The organism is Arthrobacter sp. NPDC097144, assembly GCF_044762205.1.
Classification (GTDB): Bacteria; Actinomycetota; Actinomycetes; order Actinomycetales; family Micrococcaceae; genus Arthrobacter_B.
On the sequence record NZ_JBIWDW010000004.1, the window covers coordinates 380040 to 405988 of the forward strand.

Annotated in this window: 23 protein-coding genes and 1 other RNA gene; 10 read left to right on the forward strand and 14 right to left on the reverse strand. The window is 63.7% G+C overall.

Annotated elements, in window-relative coordinates; translation table 11 throughout:
* The first annotated feature begins 82 nt into the window (after positions 1 to 82).
* Entirely contained in the window at positions 83 to 1201 is a 1119-nt protein-coding gene (gene prfB / locus ACIQXM_RS11690; protein ID WP_400931590.1) for a peptide chain release factor 2, read from the forward strand.
* Positions 1202 to 1234: 33 nt separating this feature from the next.
* On the opposite strand, the gene ACIQXM_RS11695 is transcribed toward prfB, so the two are convergent.
* The gene (locus ACIQXM_RS11695) at positions 1235 to 3430 is read right to left on the reverse strand and encodes an acyltransferase family protein (RefSeq protein ID WP_400931592.1); all 2196 of its coding nucleotides are present in this window, start codon (positions 3428 to 3430) and stop codon (positions 1235 to 1237) included.
* 188 nt (positions 3431 to 3618) lie between these two features.
* Between ACIQXM_RS11695 and ftsE the strand changes: the two genes are divergently transcribed.
* The 6 genes from ftsE to ACIQXM_RS11725 all read left to right on the forward strand — a co-directional run bounded on the left by ftsE (position 3619) and on the right by ACIQXM_RS11725 (position 8801).
* Positions 3619 to 4434, forward strand: coding sequence for a cell division ATP-binding protein FtsE (ftsE, locus tag ACIQXM_RS11700; RefSeq protein ID WP_400931594.1), 816 nt, complete (start codon positions 3619 to 3621; stop codon positions 4432 to 4434).
* Entirely contained in the window at positions 4431 to 5342 is a 912-nt protein-coding gene (ftsX, locus tag ACIQXM_RS11705) for a permease-like cell division protein FtsX (RefSeq protein ID WP_400931596.1), read from the forward strand. Before ftsE ends, ftsX begins: the two co-directional genes overlap by 4 nt.
* A gap of 53 nt (positions 5343 to 5395) precedes the next feature.
* Positions 5396 to 6802, forward strand: a complete 1407-nt coding sequence (locus ACIQXM_RS11710; RefSeq protein WP_400931598.1) for a peptidoglycan DD-metalloendopeptidase family protein — start codon at positions 5396 to 5398, stop codon at positions 6800 to 6802.
* 42 nt (positions 6803 to 6844) lie between these two features.
* Positions 6845 to 7318 carry an SsrA-binding protein SmpB gene (smpB, locus tag ACIQXM_RS11715; RefSeq protein ID WP_400931600.1) on the forward strand — a complete coding sequence of 158 codons (474 nt, stop codon included), beginning with the start codon at positions 6845 to 6847 and terminating at the stop codon, positions 7316 to 7318.
* A gap of 103 nt (positions 7319 to 7421) precedes the next feature.
* Positions 7422 to 7791, forward strand: a transfer-messenger RNA (tmRNA) gene (ssrA, locus tag ACIQXM_RS11720).
* A gap of 374 nt (positions 7792 to 8165) precedes the next feature.
* Entirely contained in the window at positions 8166 to 8801 is a 636-nt protein-coding gene (locus ACIQXM_RS11725) for a uracil-DNA glycosylase (protein ID WP_400931602.1), read from the forward strand.
* A 97-nt stretch (positions 8802 to 8898) separates the two neighbouring features.
* Here ACIQXM_RS11725 and ACIQXM_RS11730 read toward each other — a convergent pair whose 3' ends face one another.
* Both ACIQXM_RS11730 and ACIQXM_RS11735 read right to left on the reverse strand, forming a co-directional pair.
* Positions 8899 to 9300: a hypothetical protein gene (locus tag ACIQXM_RS11730; protein ID WP_400931604.1), complete on the reverse strand. Its 402-nt coding sequence runs from the start codon at positions 9298 to 9300 to the stop codon at positions 8899 to 8901.
* Positions 9301 to 9460: 160 nt separating this feature from the next.
* The gene (locus tag ACIQXM_RS11735; RefSeq protein ID WP_400931606.1) at positions 9461 to 9952 is read right to left on the reverse strand and encodes a DUF1269 domain-containing protein; all 492 of its coding nucleotides are present in this window, start codon (positions 9950 to 9952) and stop codon (positions 9461 to 9463) included.
* Between the two features lie 251 nt (positions 9953 to 10203).
* On the opposite strand from ACIQXM_RS11735, the gene ACIQXM_RS11740 reads away from it, so the two are divergent.
* Positions 10204 to 11913 carry an alpha-glucosidase gene (locus tag ACIQXM_RS11740; RefSeq protein WP_400931608.1) on the forward strand — a complete coding sequence of 570 codons (1710 nt, stop codon included), beginning with the start codon at positions 10204 to 10206 and terminating at the stop codon, positions 11911 to 11913.
* Positions 11914 to 11923: 10 nt separating this feature from the next.
* Here ACIQXM_RS11740 and ACIQXM_RS11745 read toward each other — a convergent pair whose 3' ends face one another.
* From ACIQXM_RS11745 to ACIQXM_RS11770, 6 genes are all read right to left on the reverse strand, one after another.
* On the reverse strand, positions 11924 to 13036 hold the full coding sequence (locus ACIQXM_RS11745) for a glutamate--cysteine ligase (protein ID WP_400931610.1): 1113 nt from the start codon (positions 13034 to 13036) through the stop codon (positions 11924 to 11926).
* A gap of 70 nt (positions 13037 to 13106) precedes the next feature.
* Positions 13107 to 13922, reverse strand: a complete 816-nt coding sequence (locus tag ACIQXM_RS11750; protein WP_400931612.1) for a class I SAM-dependent methyltransferase — start codon at positions 13920 to 13922, stop codon at positions 13107 to 13109.
* Positions 13923 to 13924: 2 nt separating this feature from the next.
* The gene (gene hisN, locus ACIQXM_RS11755; protein WP_400931614.1) at positions 13925 to 14734 is read right to left on the reverse strand and encodes a histidinol-phosphatase; all 810 of its coding nucleotides are present in this window, start codon (positions 14732 to 14734) and stop codon (positions 13925 to 13927) included.
* A gap of 111 nt (positions 14735 to 14845) precedes the next feature.
* On the reverse strand, positions 14846 to 15961 hold the full coding sequence (rsgA, locus tag ACIQXM_RS11760; protein WP_400931616.1) for a ribosome small subunit-dependent GTPase A: 1116 nt from the start codon (positions 15959 to 15961) through the stop codon (positions 14846 to 14848).
* Entirely contained in the window at positions 15961 to 17313 is a 1353-nt protein-coding gene (gene aroA / locus ACIQXM_RS11765) for a 3-phosphoshikimate 1-carboxyvinyltransferase (RefSeq protein WP_400931618.1), read from the reverse strand. Before aroA ends, rsgA begins: the two co-directional genes overlap by 1 nt.
* Positions 17314 to 17317: 4 nt before the next feature.
* Positions 17318 to 17899 (reverse strand): DoxX family protein, encoded by a 582-nt coding sequence (locus ACIQXM_RS11770; RefSeq protein ID WP_400931619.1) that lies wholly within the window; start codon positions 17897 to 17899, stop codon positions 17318 to 17320.
* A gap of 407 nt (positions 17900 to 18306) precedes the next feature.
* On the opposite strand from ACIQXM_RS11770, the gene ACIQXM_RS11775 reads away from it, so the two are divergent.
* A complete protein-coding gene (locus ACIQXM_RS11775) occupies positions 18307 to 18990 on the forward strand; it encodes a sigma-70 family RNA polymerase sigma factor (protein WP_400931621.1) in 684 nt (227 codons plus the stop codon).
* Positions 18987 to 19247: a mycothiol system anti-sigma-R factor gene (gene rsrA / locus ACIQXM_RS11780; protein WP_210231282.1), complete on the forward strand. Its 261-nt coding sequence runs from the start codon at positions 18987 to 18989 to the stop codon at positions 19245 to 19247. The genes ACIQXM_RS11775 and rsrA overlap by 4 nt, the downstream gene beginning before the upstream one ends.
* Before the next feature lie 87 nt (positions 19248 to 19334).
* Here the strand turns inward: rsrA and ACIQXM_RS11785 are convergent, their stop codons facing one another.
* The 5 genes from ACIQXM_RS11785 to ACIQXM_RS11805 all read right to left on the reverse strand — a co-directional run bounded on the left by ACIQXM_RS11785 (position 19335) and on the right by ACIQXM_RS11805 (position 25747).
* Positions 19335 to 19409, reverse strand: a complete 75-nt coding sequence (locus tag ACIQXM_RS11785) for a 50S ribosomal protein bL37 (protein ID WP_369299106.1) — start codon at positions 19407 to 19409, stop codon at positions 19335 to 19337.
* 111 nt (positions 19410 to 19520) lie between these two features.
* Positions 19521 to 21299 (reverse strand): dipeptide ABC transporter ATP-binding protein, encoded by a 1779-nt coding sequence (locus ACIQXM_RS11790; RefSeq protein ID WP_400931624.1) that lies wholly within the window; start codon positions 21297 to 21299, stop codon positions 19521 to 19523.
* Positions 21299 to 22333, reverse strand: a complete 1035-nt coding sequence (locus ACIQXM_RS11795; RefSeq protein ID WP_400931625.1) for an ABC transporter permease — start codon at positions 22331 to 22333, stop codon at positions 21299 to 21301. The genes ACIQXM_RS11790 and ACIQXM_RS11795 overlap by 1 nt, the downstream gene beginning before the upstream one ends.
* 12 nt (positions 22334 to 22345) lie before the next feature.
* A complete protein-coding gene (locus ACIQXM_RS11800) occupies positions 22346 to 23878 on the reverse strand; it encodes an ABC transporter permease (protein ID WP_400931627.1) in 1533 nt (510 codons plus the stop codon).
* 114 nt (positions 23879 to 23992) lie between these two features.
* On the reverse strand, positions 23993 to 25747 hold the full coding sequence (locus tag ACIQXM_RS11805; RefSeq protein ID WP_400931629.1) for an ABC transporter family substrate-binding protein: 1755 nt from the start codon (positions 25745 to 25747) through the stop codon (positions 23993 to 23995).
* Positions 25748 to 25949 lie beyond the last annotated feature (202 nt).

The following is a 25949-nucleotide window of genomic DNA, read 5'->3' on the forward strand; positions in this document are numbered from 1 at the left end:
GCGCGGCGTGCCGCCGGCCGCGGATGCCGCCGGGTCAGTCGGAAAGCACCGTCAACGGCTCATGGCGTAGGCTGTAAGCACCATGGCTGAAATTGATTTTCCCGCGGAGATCCGCGCCCTCAGGTCCACTTTTGCTTCCATCGAGGAGGTCTCCGATGTAGCCAAGATCAAAGAGGACATCGAAGAGCTCAGCGAGATGGCGGGAGTTCCCGACCTCTGGGATGACCCTGCCGAAGCGCAGAAGATCACCTCCAAGCTGTCGCACCGCCAGACCGAGCTGGAGCGGCTGGAGAAGATCCAGTCCCGCATCGATGACCTTGAGGTTCTGGTGGAACTGGCCCAGGACGAGGCCGACGCCGAGTCCAAGGCCGAAGCCGTGACGGAGCTTGAGTCCCTGCGCAAGTCTTTGTCCCAGCTGGAAGTGGTCACCCTGCTCTCCGGCGAGTACGACGCCCGCGAGGCCGTAGTGACCATCCGTTCCGGCGCCGGGGGAGTGGACGCCGCTGACTTCGCCGAAATGCTGCTGCGCATGTACCTGCGCTGGGCCGAACGCCACGGCTATCCGACCACTGTCCTGGACACGTCCTACGCCGAAGAAGCCGGCTTGAAATCGGCCACCTTTGAGGTCAAGGCCCCGTATGCCTTCGGCACCCTGGTAGTGGAGGCCGGCACGCACCGCCTGGTCCGCATCAGCCCGTTCGACAACCAGGGCCGCCGGCAGACCTCGTTTGCCGCCGTGGAAGTCATTCCCCTGATCGAACCCACTGACCACATCGATATTCCGGACAACGACATCCGCGTGGACGTGTTCCGCTCCTCGGGTCCGGGCGGGCAGTCCGTGAACACCACCGACTCCGCCGTGCGCCTGACCCACCTTCCCACCGGAACCGTGGTGTCAATGCAGAACGAAAAGTCGCAGCTGCAGAACCGCGCAGCGGCCATGCGCGTGCTGCAGTCACGCCTGCTGATCCTGAAGAAGGAACAGGAAGACGCCGAGAAGAAGGCATTCGCCGGTGATGTGAAGGCTTCCTGGGGCGACCAGATGCGCTCCTACGTCCTGAACCCGTACCAGATGGTCAAGGACCTGCGCACGGAACATGAAGTGGGAAACACCTCAGCGGTGTTCGACGGCGAGATTGACGACTTCATCGACGCCGGCATCCGCTGGCGTGCCAACGGCAGCGTCTCCGCCCGCAAGTAACACCGACGGCAAGCAGCACCGACGGGCAGGGCCCTAGAGCCCGAGTCCGGTCTGAAGCGGATACGCCAGCGTCTGCGCGAACGTGTTGGTGATGTGGTTGTCGCGGTAGACCAGGACGTTGCCAATGACTGACGGGCACTTCGTCTCGTCGCAGAAGTAATCCGTCAGGTCCACCGGACGGCCGTTCGCCAGTTTGCCGGCAGCTGTCAGCAGCGGGTCCGCCTGCGACGCGTGGTCCGAGCGGTCGACGGCGCACTCCGCCGGGTCCTCCTCTTCCACCACGCACTCGGGCGCGCTGAATTCGGGATAGGGGATGTCGCCTATCACGCCCACCGGTATTCCGGCCTTGTCCAGCGGCTCGAGCAGCTTCGAATAACCGTTCACGGCGTCCGCCTGCGTGTTCCAGGTCCAGCCGAGGGTATCTTCGTAACCGCCTGGCCGCATGGCAGTGGTGACAACCAGATCGGGTTTCATCTCCAGCAGGTCCTGAACGGTTCCCACGTTCTGCTCGGCGCAGTTCTCGTAGACGCGCGTGTCGCTGTGCAGGGGCTCGGCGCTGAACGGGCAGCCGATGCGGGTCATGATGTACAGCCGGTATCCGGTTTCCTTCGCGGCGATGTCCAGCGCAGAGACGAACTGGCCTGCATGGGAATCTCCCACGAGGACAATGCTCTTCTGCGCCTCTTTATCCCCGTAGACGCAGTCGGAGTAATCGATCACGGCGGGGTCGTACTTGAGGCACTGGGGATTCACGTCCGGCTGGTCCATGGTGGCCGCACCCGCATCGGGGCGCAGCGGCAGGCCGGACGGAACTAGTGAAGGATTGGCCGAGTCAAAGGCCATGGCGCCGGGGTAGGAAGAGGCATCGTTCTCCTGCGACAGGGCGTCAATCTTCTGCTGCACCGCCAGATAGGGAAGAGCGGAAGCAGCAACCGGCACGACAATCAGTACGCCGGCGAGCACATAGACGGCACGGTGGGCGGACCTGGGTGCCCTGTGCCGTCCGCCGGCAGATGCAGAGGCAGAAACACGTGCAGATGCTCCGAAGCTCCGGAACGGCTTTTCAATGAATCGCGTGGACAATGCTGCCGCGCCAACGCTGACGGCGATGAGGGCGGCGCCGGCCAGCGGCCCGGGAGCCGATCCGAGCAGGAAGACTCCGAACACGGTGACAGGCCAGTGCCATAAATACAGGGAGTAGGAAATATCGCCCACATAGGTGACGGGGCGAAGCGACTGCCACCGGGACGCAGTGCGCCACCCGGCGCCCGGGGTGTTCCCTGCAGCGATGCACAGTGCGGCGCCCACGGTGGGGACCAGCGCGATCCAGCCCGGAAACGCCATGCTCGTGCTGAACGCGGCGGCCGCAAAGCAGATCATTGCCAGTCCAAGCCAACCTGCCGCCGTCGAAAGCCGCTGCGGGAGGTTCCGGCCGGCGGCAGCCACCGCCAGGATGCCGCCCAGGCCCAGTTCCCAGATGCGGGTGGTGGTAAAGAAATAGGCGAGATCGGGGGAGGAGGCCGAGAAAAGCACCGAATGGAGGAAGGACGCCGCGGTGACTGCACAAATTGCGGCGAGCGCCGCCGTCGTCCTGCCGGTTTTTCGCCCCAGGGCCCGCAGGGTACCGGCAACAGCAAGGAGCAGTACCGGAATGAAGAGGTAGAACTGCTCTTCAACGGCCAAGGACCAGTAGTGCTGCAGGGGTGAGACCGCGGAGGTGGCTCCGGCGTAGCTGGTGCTGTTGATGGCCTGATTCCAGTTCTGCACGTTCAGGCTGGATGCCACGGTGTCCCGGGCGACCCCCTGCCATCTGCCTTCGGGGAAAATCAGCATGGTTGCGGCCAGGGTGGCCAGGAGCACGGCGGCCGCCGCCGGAAGGAGCCGGCGGATCCGGCGCCCGTAGAAGGCAAGGAGGCCGATGGTCCCGGTCCGGGTCAGTTCGCGGACCAGCGACCCCACGATCAGGTATCCGGAAATGACAAAGAAGACGTCAACGCCCACGAATCCGCCCGGCAGGACGTCCGGCCACATGTGATAGAACACAACAAGCCCGACGGCGAGTGCCCTAAGGCCCTGGATGTCCGGACGGAAGCGGGCAGGCTTTTCCGCCGACGCGGCGGGGCGGGCATTGCCGGAGATGCGCGTCTTTCCGCCGCGGTCTGCAGCGCCTGATACCGCGGAAGCCTGGTCGGGTGCGGTGGTCGGGCTGGCGGAGGGGGATGTGGGCACGAGTACCGATTCTACGGCAGGGCCGCGGCTGCCCTCGGGGAACCGGGGTGAAGCGGCGGCAGCGGGCCTGCGACACACCGGACCTAATCTGCTCCGGCGCGTTGAAGCGCCGATATAGTCGAACAGCCGGTGCCCTCATCCCAAACCAAGGCCCGTGCTCCGGCTGCACTGATGGGCGCGAAGCGGACATGATCACTTTCGATAACGTCACCAAGGTCTATGACCGCAAATCCAGGCCTGCCCTGAACTCCGTAAACCTCGAGGTGGACCGGGGCGAGTTCGTGTTCCTGGTGGGAGCTTCGGGTTCAGGAAAGTCCACCTTCATCCGGCTGGTCCTCAAGGAAGAGCATGCCTCCCGCGGGACGGTGTACGTAGCCGGATCCAATGTTGCCAAGATTCCCAGCTGGCGCGTGCCGCGCCTGCGCCGGGGCATCGGCGTCGTCTTCCAGGACTTCCGCCTGCTGCCCAACAAGACCGTTTTTGCCAATGTGGCCTTTGCCATGCAGGTGATTGGGCGCAGCCGTGCGGTGATCCGCGACTCCGTGCCCGAGGTCCTCAAGACTGTGGGGCTGGAAGGCAAGGGCAACCGCCTGCCCCACGAGCTCTCCGGCGGTGAGCAGCAGCGCGTCGCGATTGCCCGCGCCATCGTCAACAAGCCCTCGATCCTCCTCGCGGACGAGCCCACCGGAAACCTGGACCCCACCACCTCGCAGGGCATCATGAAGATCCTGGACCGGATCAACCAGAACGGCACCACCGTGGTCATGGCCACGCACGATGATGACATCGTCAACGCGATGCGCAAGCGGGTCGTCGAACTCCACCACGGGAAGATCGTGCGCGACGAGCGCGAAGGCATTTACCTGGGCGCGCCCCAGACTCAGCAGGGGGCAATAATTCTGCAGGAACCAGTTACCGCATCCGACGACGACGGCGTCCGCTCGCCTGGTGACGCTTCCTCGCCTGACGGCAGCCGCACGGCCGGAACGGGAGCAGCTGAATGAGGCTCGCATTCGTCCTCGGCGAGATCGGGTCCGGGATCCGGCGCAACCTCTCGATGGTGGTCTCGGTCATCCTGGTGACCTTTGTTTCCCTCACCTTTGTGGGCGCGGCCGGACTGCTGCAGCTGCAGATCGGGCAGATGAAGGGTTACTGGTATGACAAGGTGCAGGTGGCAGTCTTCCTGTGCGCGGATTCCTCCACCACGGCTTCCTGCGCCGCCGGCCCCGTCACGGATGAACAGCGTGATTCCATTGAAGCGGAGCTGAAGTCCCCGGAATTTACCCAATACATTGCCTCGGTTGATTACGAGGACCAGACAACCGCGCTGGGCCACTTCCGGGAACAGTTTGCAAACTCTCCGCTGGTGGATTCAGTCACCGCTGACCAGCTGCCCGAATCCTTCCGCGTTTCACTGGTGGACCCGGAAAAATACGAAGTTATTCACGAAGCGTTCTCATCGATGCCCGGTGTGGAAACCGTCAGTGACCAGCGTGAACTCCTGGAAAAAGTCTTCTCCTTCATGAACATGGCGTCGCTGATCGCACTGATTATCGCCGGTGTAATGCTGGTGTGCGCCATCCTGCTGATTGCCACCACCATTCGCCTGTCAGCATTCAGCCGGCGCCGCGAAACCGGAATCATGCGTCTTGTGGGAGCGTCGAAGGCGGTGATCCAGCTGCCCTTTGTCCTGGAAGGGGTTATCGCCGCCGTCATAGGCGCCGTGCTGGCATCGGGTACGCTGTGGGCAGTGGCACACTTCTTTATTGGTGCATTGGCGAAGGCATACCCTGCAACTGCGTTCATTTCAGCTCAGCAGGTACTGGTGCTTAGCCCGGTTCTACTTATTGTTGGGGCCTTAATGGCAGGTGTATCCTCTCTGCTGACCCTCCGACGGTACTTAAAGGTTTAGAGTGTTGCTCACTCTCGAAGAAAACGGACGGATTTCCATGGATGGTTGCATCAATGACTAACGCGGGCATGCCGCCGGCGCAGCGGCTTGCCCTGCGCAAAACATCTGCCGGTGTGGTTGCTTCAGCGGTACTTGCGCTGACGCTGGCATTCAGCGGAACCGCTTCCGCAGATGAGCTTGATGACCGCAAGGCAGCCATCGAAAACGAACAGCACAAAGTCCAGGAAACCTACGAGTACCTCGACGCCGAATCCAGCCGGAAGGTTGCCGAGCTGGCGGTGTACCAGCAGCAGCTCCCCGGAGCCCAGCAGGCACTCGCCGACGCCGAAGGCCGCGTCTCCGCCGCCGCAGGCAAGGTCAGTGCACTGACGGACCGGGTGGCCCTGGCCCAGGAAACGCGCAGCACCATCTCGGCGCAGATCGAGAAGGACCAGGCCGCCATAAAAGACACGCAGCAGGTCATCGGCCAAATTGCGGCGCAGGCCTATAAGAGCGGCGGCGTGCCTTCGAGCTTCTCGCTGATGCTCGGCGCCGACGGCGCGGACAGCCTCACCGACTCCATGGGACTGGCGGAACAGGTCCTCCGCGGACAAAACGCCACCATGCAGCAGCTTTCCCAGCAGAGCGCCACGAATGTGAATTCCGAAGCACGCCTGGCAGCTGTGGAAGAGGAAATCTCCACGCTGAAGGGGCAGGCCGAAGAGGCCCTGAAAGCGGAACAGCAGGCCCGGGACGCCGCTGCCGCTGAGAAAGCCAAGGTGGACACGCTGATCGAGCAGACCGCCGCGGCGAACGCCGCCCTGGAGGCCAGGAAGCCGGCCATCCAGGCACAGCTCGCATCGCTGGAAACAGCGAAGGCCCAGGCAACTGCGGACATCGCGGAACGCCAGCGCCGCCTGCTTGAAGAGGCAAGGAAGGCTGAAGAGGCCCGCGTTGCCGAGGAAAACAGGCGAGCAGCTGAAGAGGCCGCCCGCAACAACAGGCCCGCTCCGGTACCGGGAGTTGCCTCAACCAAACCCACCAATCCCTCCGCCTTCGGGTTGAGCCTTCCCGTCAAGGCCCCCATTTCTTCAGGGTTCGGCTGGCGGGCCACACCTGCGGGAACCATCGACTTCTTCGGCACCGGCGGGTATCTGCACTCCGGCATCGACTTTGCCCCCGGCTGCGGCGCTCCCGTGTACGCCCCGGCATCCGGTGAGGTCTGGCGCGCAGACCAGGGCCAGGCGGACGGCATGATCGGCACCGGCAACCGCGTGGTCCTGAACCACGGCGTTATCGGAAACAGTGCGCTGGCAACCAACTACTACCATCTGACCAAGTTTGTGGTCTCCCCGGGACAGTGGGTGGATGCCGGCCAGCTGATCGGCTATGTGGGCACCACCGGCAACTCGACCGGCTGCCACCTGCACTTTGAGACGGTGCTCAACGGTGAGCTGGTTGACCCCATGGGCCTGCTGTAGGCCTACAATAGAGTTTTCCGTTCGTCGAAAAGGAGTTGTCCCGTGCCTAAAGAAAGTGGCCGTAAAGTTGTGGCCACCAACCGCAAGGCCCGGCACAACTACGAAATCCTCGACACCTATGAGGCCGGCATGGTTTTGATGGGAACCGAGGTCAAGTCACTTCGGGAAGGCCGTGCGTCCCTGGTGGACGGCTTCGGTACCTTCTACAACGATGAGCTGTGGCTTGAGGCTGCCTACATTCCGGAATACCTCAACGGAAGCTGGACCAACCACTCGGCGCGCAGGCGCCGCAAGCTCCTTCTGCACCGCGAGCAGCTGGACAAGATTTCGCAGAAGATCCGGGAATCCGGCTTCACCATTGTTCCGCTCCAGCTGTACTTCCTGGACGGCCGCGCGAAGGTGGAAATCGCCGTTGCCCGCGGTAAGCGCGACTATGACAAGCGCCAGACGCTGCGCGAAAAGCAGGACAACCGCGAAGCCCTGCGGGATATGCGGGAGAAGAACCGCGGCGCCTGAGAATCGGCCAATCCGCGCCGTGTCCGGCGATGGGCTACACTTAACGCACCGGTCCGGCTAACGGTCCGGTGCTTGATAAATACATATGGGTTACCCATACATTGGGGATGACAGGTTTCGACGGTGTTAGTCGAGACAGGTGAAGCGGGCCGAGGATGCAGGGTTATCTCGTAAACGCTCCTTGCAAAACAATAAGTGCCGATTCAAAGCGCACTGACTTCGCTCTCGCTGCCTAAGCAGCGGGCATAGTCCGTCAGCCCGGGAATGCTCTCGTCCCGGATCCTGGCGTCATTTAGAGGGCCACTGCTGAACATGCTCGCCGTTGGCGTGTTCGGGACTCTTAAACGGCTGGGCCCGGATCAGCTGCTTGTCTGCATGACAGCTGGGGCCGAGAAAATCCACCGCAGACTGCGCCCGGAGAAGCCCTGACAACACGACATCGGACGGGGGTTCAATTCCCCCCATCTCCACCCATAAAAATGAAAAGCAGGGAAAAAGCCTTTTGGCTTCTTCCCTGCTTTTCGTTTAACTCCGCCGTTTACGGCCGCCGCCGTCCGGGGCGGGCGGGCCGCCCTTCGGGGTACGGTCCGGTGGAGTCGTTGGTCACACAGCCGCGCATATTCGGGCCGTCTTCAGGGCAGGGGCGGAGGAGGGGCAGCAGGAATTGCTAGACTGGCAGGAGCCGGAAACCTGTTGCAGGAACCGCATCCGGCCTACCGCTTAGGCGGATCCGTGAAAGCCGCCGCGTACCGGCGCTGCGGGTTCGGCAGCATCCGCCCGTACGTGCTCCGTCCGGGCACATGAGCTATAACCGGTCGATACGACCCTGTAGGAGACGCACCACTTTATGCAAAGCCTGGACCATGGAACACAGTCCGAAGAGATCTGGAACCGTCGCTATGACGACAACGTGGCTGAAGTAAATCAGCTCTGTGATTCGCTGAAAGCACTGAAGCCGGGCACAGAGGTGCCCTACGTTGATCCGATGCACGACGTGGGAGAGACCCGCATTGTGAGCCTGTTCTCCAACATCGGCACGGCCCACAAGTCCGGTTTCATCACCGCCGGAGACGACGACGCCGTGGCCCGCCTTCTGGGAGTGCACTGGCAGGTGGGTTTGCGCCCCGAGTACGTCATGCCGTGGAACACGTACCCGTGGTACGTTCCGGGGGAGCCGAACGGCAAGCTGACCAAGGAACAGATCCAGGAGGGCCTCAAGCCCCTGCTGCGCTTCCTCGCCCTGGTGCCGCGTGCCTCCGTCATCGTTGCCCACGGCACCGAGGCCCAGAGGCTGTGTGCTGCGTTCCTCAAGACCGAGAACCGGATGATTTACCGGCGCAGCTTCAAGATCTACAAGGCCCGCTCCGTTGACGGCCGGGCCTTCGGGGCCACCGCGGAACGCCAGGAGGAAGGCCTCGCCACCATGCGGATTGCCTACAAGGACGCCATGGCCCGCACCGGGCTGGCCATTCCCGGAAGCTAGGCTCCAAACCCAGGTGTAAAAAAACCAGGCGTGCTCACTGCACGCCTGGTTTTTTCATATCCGGCCGAAGCTTCAGCGCCGGCGGTTGGCGGAGCGCCTAGTGATCCTCCGGAGCATCCGAACGTCCCGGCACCTGGTCCGCCGGGACATTGACGTAACCCACAAAACGGGTGCCAATGCCGTCGTACTCACCGCGTACGTGTCCGGCCGGTACTTCCGGAAGCTCGGAAAGGGCATGGTCGGCACAGGCAAGGAACGCGAACTCGGGCCACCACTTCTTGGGACGGGCGCTCTCCGAGTAGCCGCACACAGTGCACACCAGCTCGGTCCAAATGGGCCGTTTTCCTGTCCTGTTGGCTCGGGACTGAACCAGCCAGGCCGGAGGTTCCGCCTGCATCCGGGCCAGTTCCTCTTCGGAAAGGCGGGCAGGAATTCCGTGGCGGGTGGCCATTTCTACGGGTATATCGAGGGCAAGTGCTGCTTGGCGTCTGGTAATCATCCCCATTAACGATACGGGACTTTGCACGCCCGGCCCTGCCGGTCCGCCGGGTCTCTTCCGGATATCAGGCCGGCACAGCGGAAGGCCGGACCATCCCTGCGGGACGGTCCGGCCTCCACGGGCCTGTGCAGCGGCACCCGGCCGAAGCAGTGCGGTGCTGCTAGTCGGCGAAGGCCTGCCGCAGGTTGGCTTCCTGCTCCTTGGAGAGGTTGGTATAGATCAGCTTGGCATCAGGGAAACTGCTGCGGAAAGCGTCCAGGACACGATCCTCCACGGCATCCGAACTGAGAACGAACAGGGCCGAGGTCCCCGGGGTCACTTCGTTGCGGACCTGCTTGATGAAGTTGTCGTCGATCCCGACGTCCACCATGGAACCCGAGATGGCGCCAGCGGCGGCGCCAACCACCAGGCCAAGCAGCGGAACAAAGAAAATCAGTCCAAAAAGCAGGCCCCAGAACCCGCCGCCCAGGGCCCCTGCCCCAACCAGATGGTGTTCCTGAACGGTGCGGGGCTTCTTCTTATCCTGAGGCCAGGTGACATAGGCCTCATCCTGCACGCTGATGAGCCCCTGCGACTGCAGGGAATCAAGGGTTTCGGTTGCCTGTTCGGCAGCTCCTGCATCCGGGAATTTCCAAACGGTCAATGTTGCCATGGCAGTGTCTCCAAACGATTGGGATCCAGAAAACGTCAACCTCACACAGGAAGGGGTCCGGCGAAGTAGCGCCTACACTAATGACGCTCCCAAGACACTGGCAAGGAAGTGGGCAGGACCGGTCGCCCAGCGGGGAAGTGTGCCCGCTGCCCCTGTCCTGCCTTCCGCAAGAGACGTATTATGCTCGCATTCCCGTCCCGGTCAGCGGCGGGCCGCGCCCGGCTGCACCGGGCTGAGCGAGAGGGGCCGCCGTGAGGGATCCGGACCAGCCTGCGTGGTGGACCAACGCCGTCGTCTATCAGGTCTATCCGCGCAGTTTCGCGGACAGCACCGGAAGCGGCACCGGCGACCTGGCAGGAATCACGGCAAGGCTGGACCACATCTCGGAATTGGGCGCGGATGTCATTTGGCTGTCCCCGGTCCACCAGTCGCCGCAGTACGACAACGGCTATGACATCAGCGATTACCGGCGCATTGATGCCCTGTTTGGTTCCGAGGCGGACTTCGATGAGCTGCTGGAGGGGATTCATTCCCGCGGCATGAAACTCATCATGGACCTGGTGGTCAATCACACCTCCAGTGAGCACCCGGCGTTCATCAGCTCCGCACGTTCGCGGGACAGCGCTGAACGCGATGAATACTGGTGGCGCGACGCCCGTGCCGGGTTTGAGCCCGGTGAACCCGGGGCGGAACCCAACAACTGGGGATCCCACTTTGGCGGGTCGGCGTGGACCTATGATCCGAAAACCCGGCAGTATTACCTTCATCTTTTTACGCCGCAGCAGCCGGACCTGTACTGGGACAATCCCCGGGTGCGTGCCAAAGTCCACGCAATGATGAACTGGTGGATTGACCGGGGCGTGGATGGGTTCCGGATGGACGTCATCAACTTCATTTCCAAAGACCCGCTGCTGCCGGACGGAGTGGTGGAATCCGGCGGGGTGTGGGGAGACGGCTCACCGTACTTCACTTCCGGTCCGCGGATCCATGAATTCCTGCAGGAAATGCGCAGCGCGGTGTTAGCCGGCCGCAGCCGCGACTACCTGACGGTGGGGGAGACGCCAGGGGCAACAGTGGACCAGGCGCTGCTGTACACGGACCCGCACCGGGGAGAGCTGGACATGGTGTTCCAGTTTGAGCACGTCAGCCTGGATCAGAGCCCGGGGAACAAGTGGGATTACCATCCGCTGAACCTGACAGACCTCAAGACCAGCTTGAACCGGTGGCAGCGGGGGCTGGCGGACAAGGGCTGGAACAGCCTGTACCTGGGAAACCATGACCAGCCGCGGCATGTGTCCCGGTTCGGCGATGACGGGCAGTACCGGTACGAGTCGGCAACGCTCTGGGCCACACTGCTGCATCTGCACCGCGGAACACCCTACGTCTATCAGGGCGAGGAAATCGGCATGACCAACGCCAATTTCACCTCGATCGACCAGTACCGCGACGTGGAGTCGCTCAACTTCTATACGGATGCCCTGAGCCGCGGTGGGGAGGAAGAAACGGCGCTGCAGGCGCTGGCGGCAATGAGCCGCGATAACGCCCGGACCCCCATGCAGTGGAACGGCGCGGAAAACGCCGGGTTTACCACTGGTACACCGTGGATTCCGGTGAATTCGAATTACAGCCGGATCAATGCCGAAAAGGACCGGGCTGCCGAGAAATCCATCTACCGCTATTACCAAAAGCTGATCAGCCTGCGGCATCAGTCTCCCGTGGTGGCCCTGGGCGACTTCCACCTCCTCGATCCTGAACATGAGGTGCTGTACGCGTTCCGCCGGAGCCTGGGAGACCAACAGTTCCTGGTGGAGTGCAATGTATCCGGCGCAACCCTTGAAATCCCCTCGGATCTGGGCGTCGGAGATCTCATCCTGGGCAACTATGAGGAGCCCGGAGAACCTCATTGGCTGCGGCCCTGGGAAGCACGGATCACGGATATCTCACGGTACGAGGACGGGTAGCGATGATCGCCTAGGAGGCCGTAAGCGACCGTTCGAACAGTGGCTTGAGGGCGGCGAACCCGCCTGCGCGAACTGCCTCGCGCTGCCGCCGGGCTCCGGTGCCCGCTTCCAGAACGTGGGCCACCCCGGCACGGACATACCCGTAATCCCCTGATCCCTCCAATGCGGGACGGATATGCTCCACCAGGGCGCCCACCTGCTGCGCGGCGGTGCGGCCGGCATGGCCGCCGCCGGCACCGTGGTCCAGCAGGTTCCCACCCAGGCCAAAGCGAGCTGCCTGCCAGAGGCCGGCGTCCAGGATTTCGGGTTCGCTGAGCATGTCCGCGCTGCCCTCCACAGCTGACTCGTCCTCGGCAAGGGCAGTTGCCACCAGCCCCCGGGTCATCAGGGCCAGCAGTACGGCGTCCCGGGCTTCCAGCTGCGTGTCCGCCACCCGGACCTCTACGGTGGGATAGGTGTTGGACAGGCGGGCGATCCATCCGATGTGGCCCTGATCAAGCACGACGTCGGTGGCTATCAGGCGGGCAAGCCGAGCTTCGTAATCCGCGGCGTCGGAAAAATAGGGTGGAGTGCCCTGCACGGACCAGCGGCGGTACTGGATGAGCCGCCAGCTCGCAAACCTGCTGTCGCGTCCCAGCCAATACGGGGAATTGGTGCTGATGGCGCCAAGCGTGGCCAGCCAGGGACGCAGGCGGTTCAGGACCTGGATGCCCCGGTCGCGGCTGGGGACCGCAACGTGGACGTGCGTGCCGTTCACATAGTGCTCATCCGAAACGGCACCGGTCATGACACCCATGTGCTGGTAGCGTTCCGTACCGCTCACCACGGCGGGGCTGGCTGCAACGGCCGGGGCCGCTCCGGTGGGAGCCACAGCGAGTCCGGCCGCGGCGGCGGCTCCGGCGAGCCGGGAGCGGAATTCAAGCAGCGAGGCCAGGGCCTCATCCGGTTCGGCACAGATGGGTGTGGAGCTCTCGACCTGGCAGGCCAGCAGCTCCGCAGAGCTGGTAAAGCTGCTGCCGTCGCCGGGAGCCAGGGTTTGGATCAGCTCCTCGGCGCGGGCACTGGGCAGTGCGGTGACCGGGTCGACGAGCAGGAATTCTTCTTCGATTCCGAAGGTGACCACGTGATGCCCCTGTTCCGCAGCAGAGAGTGTGGCTGGATATGTGCGGGCCCCTCGGGGCCGGAGCATCAGGTTACAGGCCGGAAGCCCCGGTTGGCACCATCCGCCAGGAAAGCGTGAGGTAGGGCAGCTCCAGGGGCTCTTCGGGCTGGTAGCCCAGATGCTCAAAGAGGTACCAGGTCAGGTTTGCCATGACCTTGTCCCGAACGGGCTCTGCTGCCGACAGGTAGTAGGAGCGGGATTTGGCCAGCTCCATCAGGTCCTCGGGCGTCATCTGCTGGGACCAGCGCGTGACGTGGGAATCGTCGGGCACGAACTCGGGCCCGACGACGGGGCGGAACCCCGGGCGCAGGACGTCACCGGCATGGATGATCCGTGAATAGCGGTGGACCCACGGGACGCTGACGTCGAGCTGGTTCCAGATCAGCCCGAGGATGCCGCCGGGGCGCAGGACCCGCGCCAGCTCGGTGCTGGCCGCGAGGGGATCACACCAGTGCCAGGCCTGGGCCACCGTGGCGGCGTCCATCGAGGCGGTGGGAAGGCCGGTGTCCTCTGCCGTTCCCACGCGCACCGGAACTCCGGGCAGCATCTGCTGCAGCTGCCGGAGCATATCGGCGGAGGGGTCGACGGCGGTGGCCTGGTATCCGGCTTCGGTCAGGGAACGCGTGTACTTGCCCGTTCCGGCACCGATGTCCGCCACCTGGAGCGGCTCGCCGTCGGCTGCCGGCCCAAGACCGGTGGTGCGGCTGCCGGCAAACAGCCAGCGGACGGCTTCGGCGGGGTACCCGGGTCGGATGCGGTCATAATGCTCCCCGCCGTCCTCGTAGCTGCGCGCAAGTTCGCGGCGGCGCACGGCTTCAAGGCGGGGGCCGGAGGCAGGACGGACCACGGCTAGAGCAGGTCGTCCAGACCGGGGTTCAGGTGGCGGAGCACTTCACTGTGGAGTGCCCCGTTGGTGGCCAGGGCGTTGCCGCCGAACGGGCCGTCCTCGCCTTCCAGCGACGTGAAGCGGCCGCCGGCCTCGGTGATGATCGGCACCAGGGCAGCCATGTCATACAGGTTCAGCTCCGGCTCGCAGGCGATGTCCACGGCGCCTTCGGCAACCATGCAGTAGGACCAGAAGTCTCCGAACGCCCGGGTGCGCCACACTGATTCGGTCAGGCCGATGAACTCGTCCAGGTTTCCCCGTTCCTTCCAGCCGCCGAGGCTGGAGTAGGACAGCGAGGCGTCAGCGAGGTTGGACACGTTGGAAACGCGGAGCCGGGTGGCGGATGCGAGGGAGCGGCCCATGTAGGCCCCGGTTCCGGTGGCAGCCCACCAGCGTTTTCCGAGGGCGGGGGCGCTGACCACGCCGAGGACGGGAACGCCGTCGTCCACCAGCGAGATGAGGGTGGCCCAGACGGGGACGCCGCGGATGAAGTTCTTGGTGCCGTCGATGGGATCGATGACCCAGCGCCGCGGACCGTTTCCGGTGGAGCCGAACTCCTCGCCGGTCACCGCATCACGGGGCCGGGCACGGGAGAGCTGCCCGCGGATGGCATCCTCAGCCGCCTTGTCCGCGTCGGTAACGGGGGTAAGGTCCGGCTTGGTTTCCACTTTGAGGTCCAGGGCCTTGAAACGCGACATGGTCTGGTCATCCACGGAGTCGGCCATGACATGGGCGAGTCGCAGGTCATCGTTGTAATTCTGAGCGAACGGCATACTGTTCAACTTATCCTTATTCGGCGGGCACTGCCCACGTTTGCCGGGCCGGTGAAGCCCTGTTGCGCCGCTTTGGGGAGCGGCCCGCCCCTGAGGCGGTTTTTCCGGAACTCACTGCGCGCCGAGCTCCTTGGCAGATGCCCGGTTCTCGGTGCGCGTACCGGAGCTCAGCAACCGGCGCAGGGAGGCCAAACGCGCCGGACCCGCCGCTCCGGCCTGGCCGGACTCAACCCACGGATCCAGCCCGCAGTTCTTGGCCTGGTCATCGTGCCGGCAGCCGCGTTCGCAGGTGTCCGTTCCCGGAGCAAGATCCGGGAACGCCTGCAGGATGCGGTCGGGATCCACATGCGCCAGGCCAAAGGACCGGATGCCCGGGGTATCGATGATCCAGCTGCCGGACGGTGCGTCCAGGACTTTCAGCGCCAGGGCGGAGGAAGACGTGTGGCGTCCGCGGCCTGTTACCGCGTTGACGCCGCCGGTGGCACGGTCCGAGCCGGTCAGTGCATTAACCAGGGTGGACTTGCCGACGCCGGAGTGGCCCACCAGGACGGATACCTTGCCCTCGAGGTGGTGATGCAGCTGCTGGACGGCGTCGCCCTGCAGGCGGGCGGACAGACCGTCGTCGGACCGTGCGTCAATGCCGGAGGCGTCGTCCGCGGCGGTGCGGCTGATGATGACGTCCAAATCCAGGTGCTCGTAATTGGCGAGCAGTTCGGCGGGATCCTTGATATCTGCCTTGGTGATGCACAGCAGCGGCGAAATGCCGGCGTCGTAGGCGGCCACGAGGGCACGGTCAATGAACCCGGTGCGCGGTTCGGGGTTGGCGGCGGCCACCACGATCACCAGCTGGTCGGCGTTGGCCACCACGGCGCGTTCCACCGGATCGGTGTCATCGGCGCTGCGGCGCAGCAGGGTCCGGCGGTCCTGGATGCGCACGAGCCTGGCAAGGGTGTCGGGCCCGCCGGAGACGTCTCCCACGAGGGACACCAGGTCACCGGCCACCACAGGGTTTCGGCGGAGTTCGCGTGCGCGGGCTGCCGTGACTATGCGTTCGGTGGGCGTGTCCTCGTCGACGACGGCGGTGTAGCGGCCGCGGTCCACGGTAATGATCCGTCCGGTGACTGCCTCGTCATAGGCAGGCCGGTCCTTGGTCCGCGGGCGTGAGCCCTTTTTGTTGGGCCGGATCCGGACGTCAGATTCATCCCAGCTGTCGGTGGAGCGGGCCATCAGCGCACGCCTCCGTTCCGGTGCGTTTCGGAGGTGGGGCCGGAGGAGTCGGCGAGTTCGCGCCACAACTGCGGGAACTGCGGCAGGGTCTTGGCTGTGGTGCCGATGTCCTCGACGAAAACCCCCGGGACCGCCAGCCCGATGAGCGCCCCGGCTGTTGCCATCCGATGGTCCGCGTAGGTTTCAAAGGTTCCGCCGTGCAGCCGCGCCGGCCGGATGGCCAAACCATCCGCGGTCTCCCGTGCGGCGCCGCCCAGCCGCGTGATTTCGGCGGCGAGGGCAGCAAGGCGGTCGGTCTCGTGTCCGCGGAGGTGGGCAATGCCCGTAAGGGTTGAAGGAGATTCCGCGAGGGCGCACAGGGCGGCCACCGTGGGCGCCAGTTCGCTGGTGTCGGCCAGATCGGCTCCGGTAATGCGTCCGGTGCCGGAAACCGTCAGCGTTCCCCCGGACAGGGTGACGGTGCCGCCAAGGCGGGGAAGGATGTCCCGCCAGCGATCACCCACCTGGGTGGTGTGCTCGGGCCAGCCCGCCATGCGCACGGTTCCGCCGGCCACAAGGGCGGCAGCCAGGAAAGGTCCGGCATTGGACAGATCAGGTTCAATTTCCACGTCGAATGCGCGGATGGGTCCCGGGGCCACGCGCCATTCATTGGGGACGGAGTCATCCACCTCCACGCCCGCGCCGCGCAGGACCTGCACCGTCATGCCAATATGCTCCCGGCTCGGCACTGACGATCCGGTGTGGACCAGATGCAGGCCGTCCCGGAAACGGGCACCGGACAGCAGCAGGGCTGAGACAAATTGGGAGGAAGCACCGGCGTCGATTTCAAGGCGACCGCCGGCGACTTCCCCGGTTCCGGCGACCGTGAACGGAAGGGCGCCAGTGCCGTCGTCGTGCACTGCCACCCCCAAGCCGCGCAGGGCGTCGATGATGGCGGACATGGGGCGCAGCCGTGCGTGCGGGTCGCCGTCGAAATCTGTGCTGCCGTTTTTCAGTGCGGCCAGGGGCGGTACAAACCGCATCACCGTCCCCGCCAGACCGCAGTCAATTCCGGCCCCGGAAGTGCTTCCCTGCTCCATCGGCTGGACCTCAAGGTCCGGCCCGAAGGCGCCGTCGCCGTCGACCTCCGTGATCGTGGCGCCCAGGGTCCGCAGGGACTGGACCATCAGGGCGGTGTCGCGGGAATGGAGAGGCGCCCGGAGCCTGCTGGGGCCGTCGGCGAGGGCCGCCAGCACCAGATACCTGTTGGTCAGGGACTTGGAACCGGGGACGCGGACGTCAGCGTTCAGCGGGGCGGTAACCCGGGGAGCGGGCCAGGGGGAAACTGTCTGCGGTGCGGCGGGGGAGGGCATGGAACTAGGAACCCGCGATGCCGGCTGCGGTGGTGCGGACGGCCTTGTTGGCCTTCTTGAGCTGCTTGGCGGCGTCCTTCTTTACCGAGCGTGACTTGCGGCCGGCGTCCTTGCCGAGCGAGGCAACGCTGCGGCGCGTGTCATCGGCAAGGTGGCCGGCACGCCAGGCAAGGCCGGGGCGGCCGTTGGTGTCCACGGCTACCAGCAGGACGGCGCCGATCAGTGAGAGGTTCTTCAGAAGGGCCGCACGGCGGGCCTTGCGCTCGTCATTCGTGTCGGTTTCCGCGTTCTTGTACTCGACCACAGCATTCAGCACCGCGGTGCCGGCCAGCAGCAGGCCGGAGAGGCGGGGCAGCTTGCCCAGGGCCAGGAGGGTACCGGCACCCACCTGGGTGGCGCCCAATGCCTTGGCAACAAGCTGGGGGTTGTTGGTGACGGCGGCAGCGGAAGGGACCATGGAGCCGGCGCGCTTCAGCACGGGGCGGAGCTGTTCTGCAGTTTGGTCGGAATCGCGCAGGCGGTCAACGCCAGCGGCAATGAAACCGGTGGCAAGCAGCGGACGGGCAAGTAAACGGACAATCGACATATTGGCCTCCTGGTTGCTGCCGGTCTCGGAATAGCCGGGCAGAATACTCCTAGTCTGGCACTTTTACGCAGAGTGCACACCTTATGCAGAAGCAGACGCCGCAAAGGAAGGGTGCGGAATAAGCTCCGCTGTTCCGGCGTTGGGGGGAGTGTAAGGCATTCTTCGGAACGTAAGGGGAATACCGGATGGTGGCCGCGCCCGGACCGGGCGGATGCTGCGTTCGGTGAACCGCGGAGACTGTGGAGAACGTGCTGACAGCACTGCGGAGTCCCGGCAACCGGCCCGCAGGGCAGTAAGGAGTAAACGTGCCAGGTGCCATGGTCTTGGCAGACGCGCAGCCGGAGGCTGCGGCGTCTTCCGTTCAGTTGCGGGTAACACCGGTCGCCCGCACCGTAGACTTGGAGGTGATGAGAACTGATGCGCCGGAAGGCAGCCCCCAAGTGGAAGACTCCGAACTGGATGTCGCTTCCGAATCGGAAGAGGCCCGCAAATTACGCTTTGAGCGCGATGCCATGCAGTACGTGGATCAGCTCTACTCTGCGGCCATGCGAATGGCCCGCAATCCCTCGGACGCCGAGGACCTGGTCCAGGAGGCCTATACCAAGGCGTTCTCCGCGTTCCACCAGTATCGGCCGGGAACAAACCTGAAGGCGTGGCTGTACCGGATCCTGACAAACACGTATATCAACCTGTACCGGAAGCGCCAGCGTGAACCGCTGCAGGCCAACTCCGACGGCGTTGAGGACTGGCAGCTGGCACGTGCCGCGGAGCACAGCTCCACCGGGCTGCGCTCCGCCGAAGCAGTGGCCCTGGACCACCTCCCGGATTCGGACGTTAAGAATGCGTTGCAGTCCATTCCGGAAGAATTCCGTTTGGCCGTTTACTTCTCCGATGTGGAGGGGTTTGCGTACAAGGAAATCTCCGAAATCATGAACACTCCCATTGGGACCGTAATGTCACGCCTGCACCGGGGCCGCAAAATGCTCCGCGAGCTGTTGGCCGAATATGCAAATGATCGCGGCATCCGCGGCAAGGCATCACCTGCCGCCGCCGGAGCCGGCCAAAACAAGAAACAGGGGAACACACAATGAGCGATTGCCAAAGCTTGGGTGATTGCGAGGACGCCCGCATCGAACGGCTCTATGAGTACCTGGACGGCGCCCTGTCCCACGATGACATCGTGGAAATCAAAGAGCACCTCGACGGGTGTCCCGAATGCGCCGAGGAACACGATCTTGAATGCGTCATCCGGTCGGTTGTTAAGCGCTCCTGCACTGAAGCTGCTCCGGAAACGCTGAAGGCCAGCATCCTGGCCAGGATCAGCCAGATCCAAACCGCTGACCACTAACAGGACAGCAAAAAAGAACCCCCGGCGGCCGTAAGGCTCCGGGGGTTCTTTCTTTAGTGGCGATGGGCCACACGGTTAGTCCAAGACTTAAGTGTTGGGACGCTTACCGTGATTGGCGCCGCCGCGCTTACGGTCACGACGCTTGCGTGCACGCTTGCTCATAGCTGCCTCCTTCGATTTGCTGAAAGTTCTGCCCTCCAGTGTCCCACAGGGTGAGCCCGACAACCTAAACCGCGGCCCCGGGGGACCACGGTTTAGGTTTTTCTGCGGGACTCAGCCGCCTGCGGCCATGAGGGCGTTGCGCTGTTCGCGGCGCAGGGCCTGCTCCGCCGGATCCGGCACGGGCGCCGCTGCCAGCAGGCGGCGGGTGTATGAGTCCTGCGGATACCGCAGCACCTGTTCCGTGGATCCCTGCTCCACCATGATGCCTTTGTTCAGTACGGCAATGTGGCTGGCCAGAATCTCCACCACGGCCAGGTCGTGGCTGACGAACAGGCAGGCGAAGCCGTACTGCTGCTGCAGATCCTGCAGCAGGGCCAGGACCCGGGCCTGGACCGAGACGTCCAGTGCGGAGGTGGGCTCATCGGCGACGAGCAGCGACGGGCGCAGCGAGAGTGCGCGGGCAATGCCCACGCGCTGGCGCTGTCCGCCGGAGAGCTCATGCGGGTACCGGTTGCGGAAGCTGGTGGGCAGCTGGACATCGTCGAGCAGACCTTCCACCCGGCGGTCCAGATCCTTCTGCGAGAGCTTTTCATGCAGGAACAGGGGCTCACCGATGGATTCACCGATGGACATGCGCGGGTTCAGGGAAGCCGCCGGGTCCTGGAAGACAATGGCGAATTTCCTGCGCAGCGGCAGCATTTTCTTGGGAGAAAGCCCCGCAATGTTGGTGCCGTTGATATCCACGCTGCCGGCGCTGACCGGAAGGAGTCCGGTCACTGCCCGGGCAATGGTTGACTTGCCCGAGCCCGATTCCCCCACCAGGCCCATGACTTCGCCCGGATTGATCACAAAGGAAACGTCCGAGACGGCCTTGAAGGCAGGCTGGCGGAAGCGGCCGGGATATTCGATGGAAACACCCGTCAGCTGCAGGGCCGGGACAACGCCCGAGTCCGCAGTGGCGAGGTCCGCCGATTCGCGCAGCACCGCACGGGGAGCCTCGCTAATCTGCAGCGAGCCGTCATCCTCCACCTCGACTGCGGACAGGACTCCGCCGACGACGGACCCCAGGTGCGGCACGGCCGCCAGCAGCTGGCGGGTGTACTCTTCCCGCGGATTGCTGAAGAGCTCCGCCACCGGGGCGGCTTCGACAATGCGGCCCTTCTCCATGACCACCACTTTGTCAGCGAGGTCCGCCACCACGCCCATGTCATGGGTAATCAGCATGACTGCACTGTTCAGACGCTTGTTGAGGTTCCGGAGCAGCTCCAGGACTTCAGCTTGAACAGTCACATCCAGGGCCGTCGTGGGTTCGTCCGCCACCAGCAGGATGGGGTCGTTGGCAATCGCGATGGCAATCATGGCCCGCTGGCGCTGGCCGCCGGAGAACTGGTGGGGATACGAGCCGTAGCGTTTTTCCGGCTCGGGGATTTCCACCATCCGCAGCAGTTCAATGGCCCGTTCCTTCGCCTGGGCCGGAGACGCATCCGTGTGCTGTTCGATGATCTCCTTGATCTGCTCGCCCACGGTGAGCACCGGGTTCAGTGCAGTCATGGGTTCCTGGAAAATCATGGCAATGTCATTGCCGCGGATTTTCCGCAGTGCCGACTGCGGAGCCCCGATGAGTTCCTTGCCCTGTAGCTTTGCACTGCCCTTGGAGCGCCCGTTTCCGGGCAGGAGCCCCAGCAGGGCCATCGACGACATGCTCTTTCCGGACCCGGATTCGCCCACAATGGCCAAAATCTCGCCTGGGCTGACGGTGAAGGACACGTCCTCGGCCGCCATCACCCATTTGTTGTCCACGTTGAAGTCCACGCCCAGACCCGATACTTCAAGAATCGGAGCCGTACCCGCCGGTGAAGTGACGTCGCTGTACAGGGGTGCCGAACTCATTACTTTTTCCTTGTCTGTCGGGGATCAAACGCATCCCGGAGGCCGTCGCCGATGAAGTTGACGGTGAGGGCGATGGCCACGATGAAGATGCCGGGCCAGAAGAAGAGCCACGGACGGGTGGTCATGGCGGCTCGGTTCTCATTGATGAGCTTGCCCAGGGATGTGTCCGGCGGCTGCACTCCGAGCCCCAGGAAGCTCAGTGCGGTTTCCAGCAGGATCGCACTGGAGATTGCCAGGGTTGCGGACACGATGATTACCCCAACGGTGTTGGGCAGGATGTGCTTGAAGATGATTCGGCGGGAACTGGCGCCCACGGATTTGGCCGCTTCGACGAATTCCTTTTCCCGCAGCGAGAGGAACTCGCCGCGGACGATGCGTGCCAGGTTGGTCCAGGTCAGCAGGCCCAGGAAGACGGCAAAGACAATGATGCCGAAGTCGGACACGATGCTCGCCAGCACGGCGGCTACCACCAGCAGGGGAATGGTGATGATGACGTCGGTGAGACGCATCAGGACGGCCTCGGTGATTCCCCGGAAGTACCCGGCGAGTGCGCCGATGACGGTTCCCACCACGGTTCCCACGATTCCCACGACGAAAGCGATGATCAGGGAGATCTGGGCACCGCGCATGGTCATGGCAAAGTAATCGCGTCCCAGAGTGTCCTGGCCGAAGGGGTGGTTGCCCAACCCGGTCCAGGAGATGGTGGGGGAACCGCCGTCTTCAAGCTCCATGACGGAGGAGAAGGTGTGAGGCCACCAGCCGGGGATGTGCAGCGGGCCTACAGAGATTCCGATGGAGGTAAAGCTCAGCAGCAGGATGAACACCAGCCCTGTCAGGCCGCCGAGGGCACCCTTGTGGCGGAAGAACCGTTCCCGGACCAGCTGCCCCTGGCTCTTCGCCGCGGTGATCTGCGGATCGGAGATTACGGCTTGGGTTGCGGGGGCATCAGCGATGTCCGTCCTCTGGCTTTCCAGAGTCATGCTCGTCAGTTCCGGGCTGCTGCCCGGGGTTCCGGACGGTATTTTTTCAGTCATGTCTTCCGCCTATCAGTTCAGGCTAATGCGCGGGTCGAGGAACGCGTATGCGATGTCGGCCAGCATGTTGAAGGTCACTGCTGCCACGCCGGTCACGAGGAAGAAAGCCATGATCACGTTGGGGTCCACGTCGTTAAGGCCCTCCGTGAACAGCCGTCCCATTCCGCTCCAGCCGAAGACAGCTTCGGTAATAACGGCTCCGCCCAGGACTCCGGCGAAGTCGAATGCCATCAGCGTGGTGATGGGGATCATGGCGTTGCGGAATGCGTGCTTGACGACCACCGTCCGCTCGCTCAAGCCCTTGGCCCTCGCCGTGCGGACATAGTCCTGGTTCATCACCTCAAGCATGCTGGCCCGGGTGTAGCGGGTGTAGGTGGCAAAGGAGATCAGCATGATCGCGATGGTGGGCAGGATCAGGTACAGGGCGTAATCGAGGTTGATCTCCCAGAAAGTGCCCTTCAGGTTCGGTGTCGAGGATCCCGTGGTGGGAATGGGCCGGCCGCCGTTTTTGCGGGCGAGTGACGGGTAGGCGCCCAGCAATGCATCGATGAACACGAAGAATCCGATAGCCAATCCGATGACCGCGGTCAGGTTGCGGGTCTGCTTGGCATAGGGCCCGCCCAGAAAGTGGCCAATGGCCATCGACACCACGAGGGTCAGCGCTGTGAGGCCGGCAATAATGCCCCAGTTGGGATCCTGCATGAGCGGCTGGGTCACCAGGTAACCGACGTAGCCTACGGCGGCCGTGGCGAGGGCTGCGTAGACAATCCGGCGGCGGCGGAAGCCGGCCAGCATGGCGGTAATGCCAAGCGCCAGGCCGAAAGCTGTGATCAGGAGGCCGATGGGTCCCAGGCCCGGAGTTTTGAACCAGTTGGTGACCAGCAGCAGGTAGAACAGGACAGAGGTGGCAATGGCAACGATGGCGAAGACACGCAAATGTCGTTTTCTGTCGCCGCCGAGGGCCACAGCCGCGACGACGCCGGCTACGAGCCCCACAGCGGCTATGCCCAGATAGGACATTTGTGGATCGGCCAGCCAGGTGTTCAGATCAATCGCCAGGTACTGCTTGAGCAGTGTGGAGAGCCAGAACAGCGGCATGGAGAAGAGCAGGAAGGCGACAAAGGTAATGGAGTAGTCAAAGACGCTGTACTGGCGGAGGGCCGTGACCAGACCGACGGCGACACCGAGGACGAGGGCGATCAGGGTAGCAACGACGACGAGGCGGAAGGTGGACCCCATGGCTGTCTGCAGCTGCTCGAGCACCGGACTGCCGGCACGGTTAAGTCCGAGCGTGCATTCGGCGCCGCCGGGAATGATGCAGCGGCCCACTTCCTGCAGCCAGAGCAGGTAGCGCGCGGCAACCGGCTGGTCGAGGTGCAGTGCGGCGGTTCGCTGCGCGATGCGGGACTCGCGTTCGGCGCTTTGCAGTTCGATGAGGTCAGCGAGGGGATCGCCCGAGTTGACGGCCAGGACGAACATCAGCACCGTGGCGGCGAGAAGGATAAAGAACGAGGTCACCGCTCTTTTGAGGATGAAGTAGAACACCGAAGGCTCCTATTGGGGGTGGTACGTAAAGCCATTAGCGGGCAAAAGTTTGGGATGGGCAGACACTGTGGTCTGCCCATCCCGCTTTCTAACCGTTGTGGCGTGATGCCTTGGTTAGGCCTGCTTGGTCCACTTGTAGGCGTTCCACGTCACGCCGCTCTGAGTGGGGTTGTAGACAACTTCCTCCATGGTGGAGTTGTAGGCCACAATGTCGGCATTGGCAAAGAGGACGACGTTGTAGACATCCTTGGCCAGTTCCTCTTCGAGCTGGGTCTTCAGTCCGTCAACCTTTTCGGGGTCGGTGGTGGCTGCAATCTGGTCCCACAGCTCGTCAACCTTTTCGCTCTTGAACTTGCCGTAGTTCTGCACGCCCTCGGAGTCGTAGATCGACTGGCCGCTGGCGACGAGGCCGGAACCGGCCCAGCCGAACAGTGCAGCATCCCAGGAGCCGAGTTCATCGAGCTTCTTGGTCCAGTCCTTGTCCGGAGTGGCAATGATGTTGAATCCGGCCTTGTCGCAGGAATCCTTGATCAGGGCGGTCATGTCGGCGCGCACCTGGCTGGCGGAGGAGAAGAGCACGCGTACGTCAACGGGCTGCGTCTTTCCTGCTTCTGCCATGAGGGACTTGGCGCCCTCGATGTCCACCTCGTCATACTCGCTGGCAGTGGGTGCACCCTCGAGGATCTCGTCGTACTCCGGCTGTGACTGCTGGTATTCGCGCAGGTTGAGCACAGTCGCATCAGGAGCAACGGGCTTGACGAACTTGTCGACGATGTCCTGGCGCGGTACGCACTTGGAGAAGGCCTGGCGGACCTTGAGGTCCTTGAACACGCCGTTTTCGGACTGGTCCAGGTCGATGTGCGAGAAGGTCATGCCGGTGTCGGTCACCATGGTCACGGAGTCACCGATGGCTTCGATCTGGTCCTTGGTGTCGCCGGTGGGACCGGACGGCTCAATGACGTCCACGTCACCGTTCTGCAGGGCCTGCACGGCTTCGGTGTCATCAATGGTCTTGAAGATGATGCTCTCTGTGGCACCCTGGCGCTCTTCGCCCCAGTAGTTCTCGTTCTTGGTCAACGTCAGGTTTCCACCCGCTGCGTTGTCCAGCTTGTACGGGCCGGAGGAGGGGATGAGGGCTGCATCCGGGAGCGAGGGGAGGCCTTCGGCGTAGCCCCAGCCGGTGTTCCAGAACTCCGCGACCGGCTTCAAAGCGGCGATGTTGTTGTCCTGGATGGCTTTGATCAGCGCCTCGCCGTCGTTGTCCACGCTCAGGCCGCCCTGCTCCGCCGCAACGTGTGCCGGCATGAGTGAACCGATCATGAGGTTTTCCCAGTCGGCGTAAGGCTGTTCGTAGACGTACGTGAACTCCTTGGCGCCTGCTTCGCCTTCCGGCATGGACACGTACTCGAAGCCGTTGTTGGAGGAGGGCTCGAAGATTTCGGCCTCGCCCTCAACAACCTTGCCGGAGATGGCGGCCCAGTTCAGCAGGACGTCGTCGAAGTCGATCGGAGTTCCGTCCGACCACTTGGCGTCCTCATCGATCGTGTACTTGACGGTCAGGGGATCGTCACTGACCTTCTCGAAGGTACCGAACTCTTCGTTCCGGATAACACCTTCCGGGCTGTACTCGGAGAAGTTGCTGTGCACCAGGTTGTCAACGTAGGTGTTGTACACACTGTTGGACTTGGAGGTGCTGCCGTTGTAGAAGTCCGGCGCCTGGCTGATGGCTACCGAAATGGACGACGCGAGGTTGGCGTCTTCGGTGGTTTCGGCGTCGGCGGTGTCGCCGCCTCCGGCTGAGCCGCAGGCGCCCAGGAAGAGGGCCCCCACGGAAAGTGCGGCAAGAGTTGCCGTGCGCTTCGTACGCATTCGTAGTCCTAACTGGTGATGAGTCGTCAGGAACCACCACAGGCGGCTCCCCCAAGCGGTCGTGATGACCGCCACATGTTCCGAAAGACTAGCCACTAAATGTTTCCACTGTGCTAACTGTGAGCGGACGTTAACTGATTGTTACCTGCGGCACAGACTGCCCGGCAGATGCCGGGAGGGCGGTTCAGGGGGTTGACCCTTG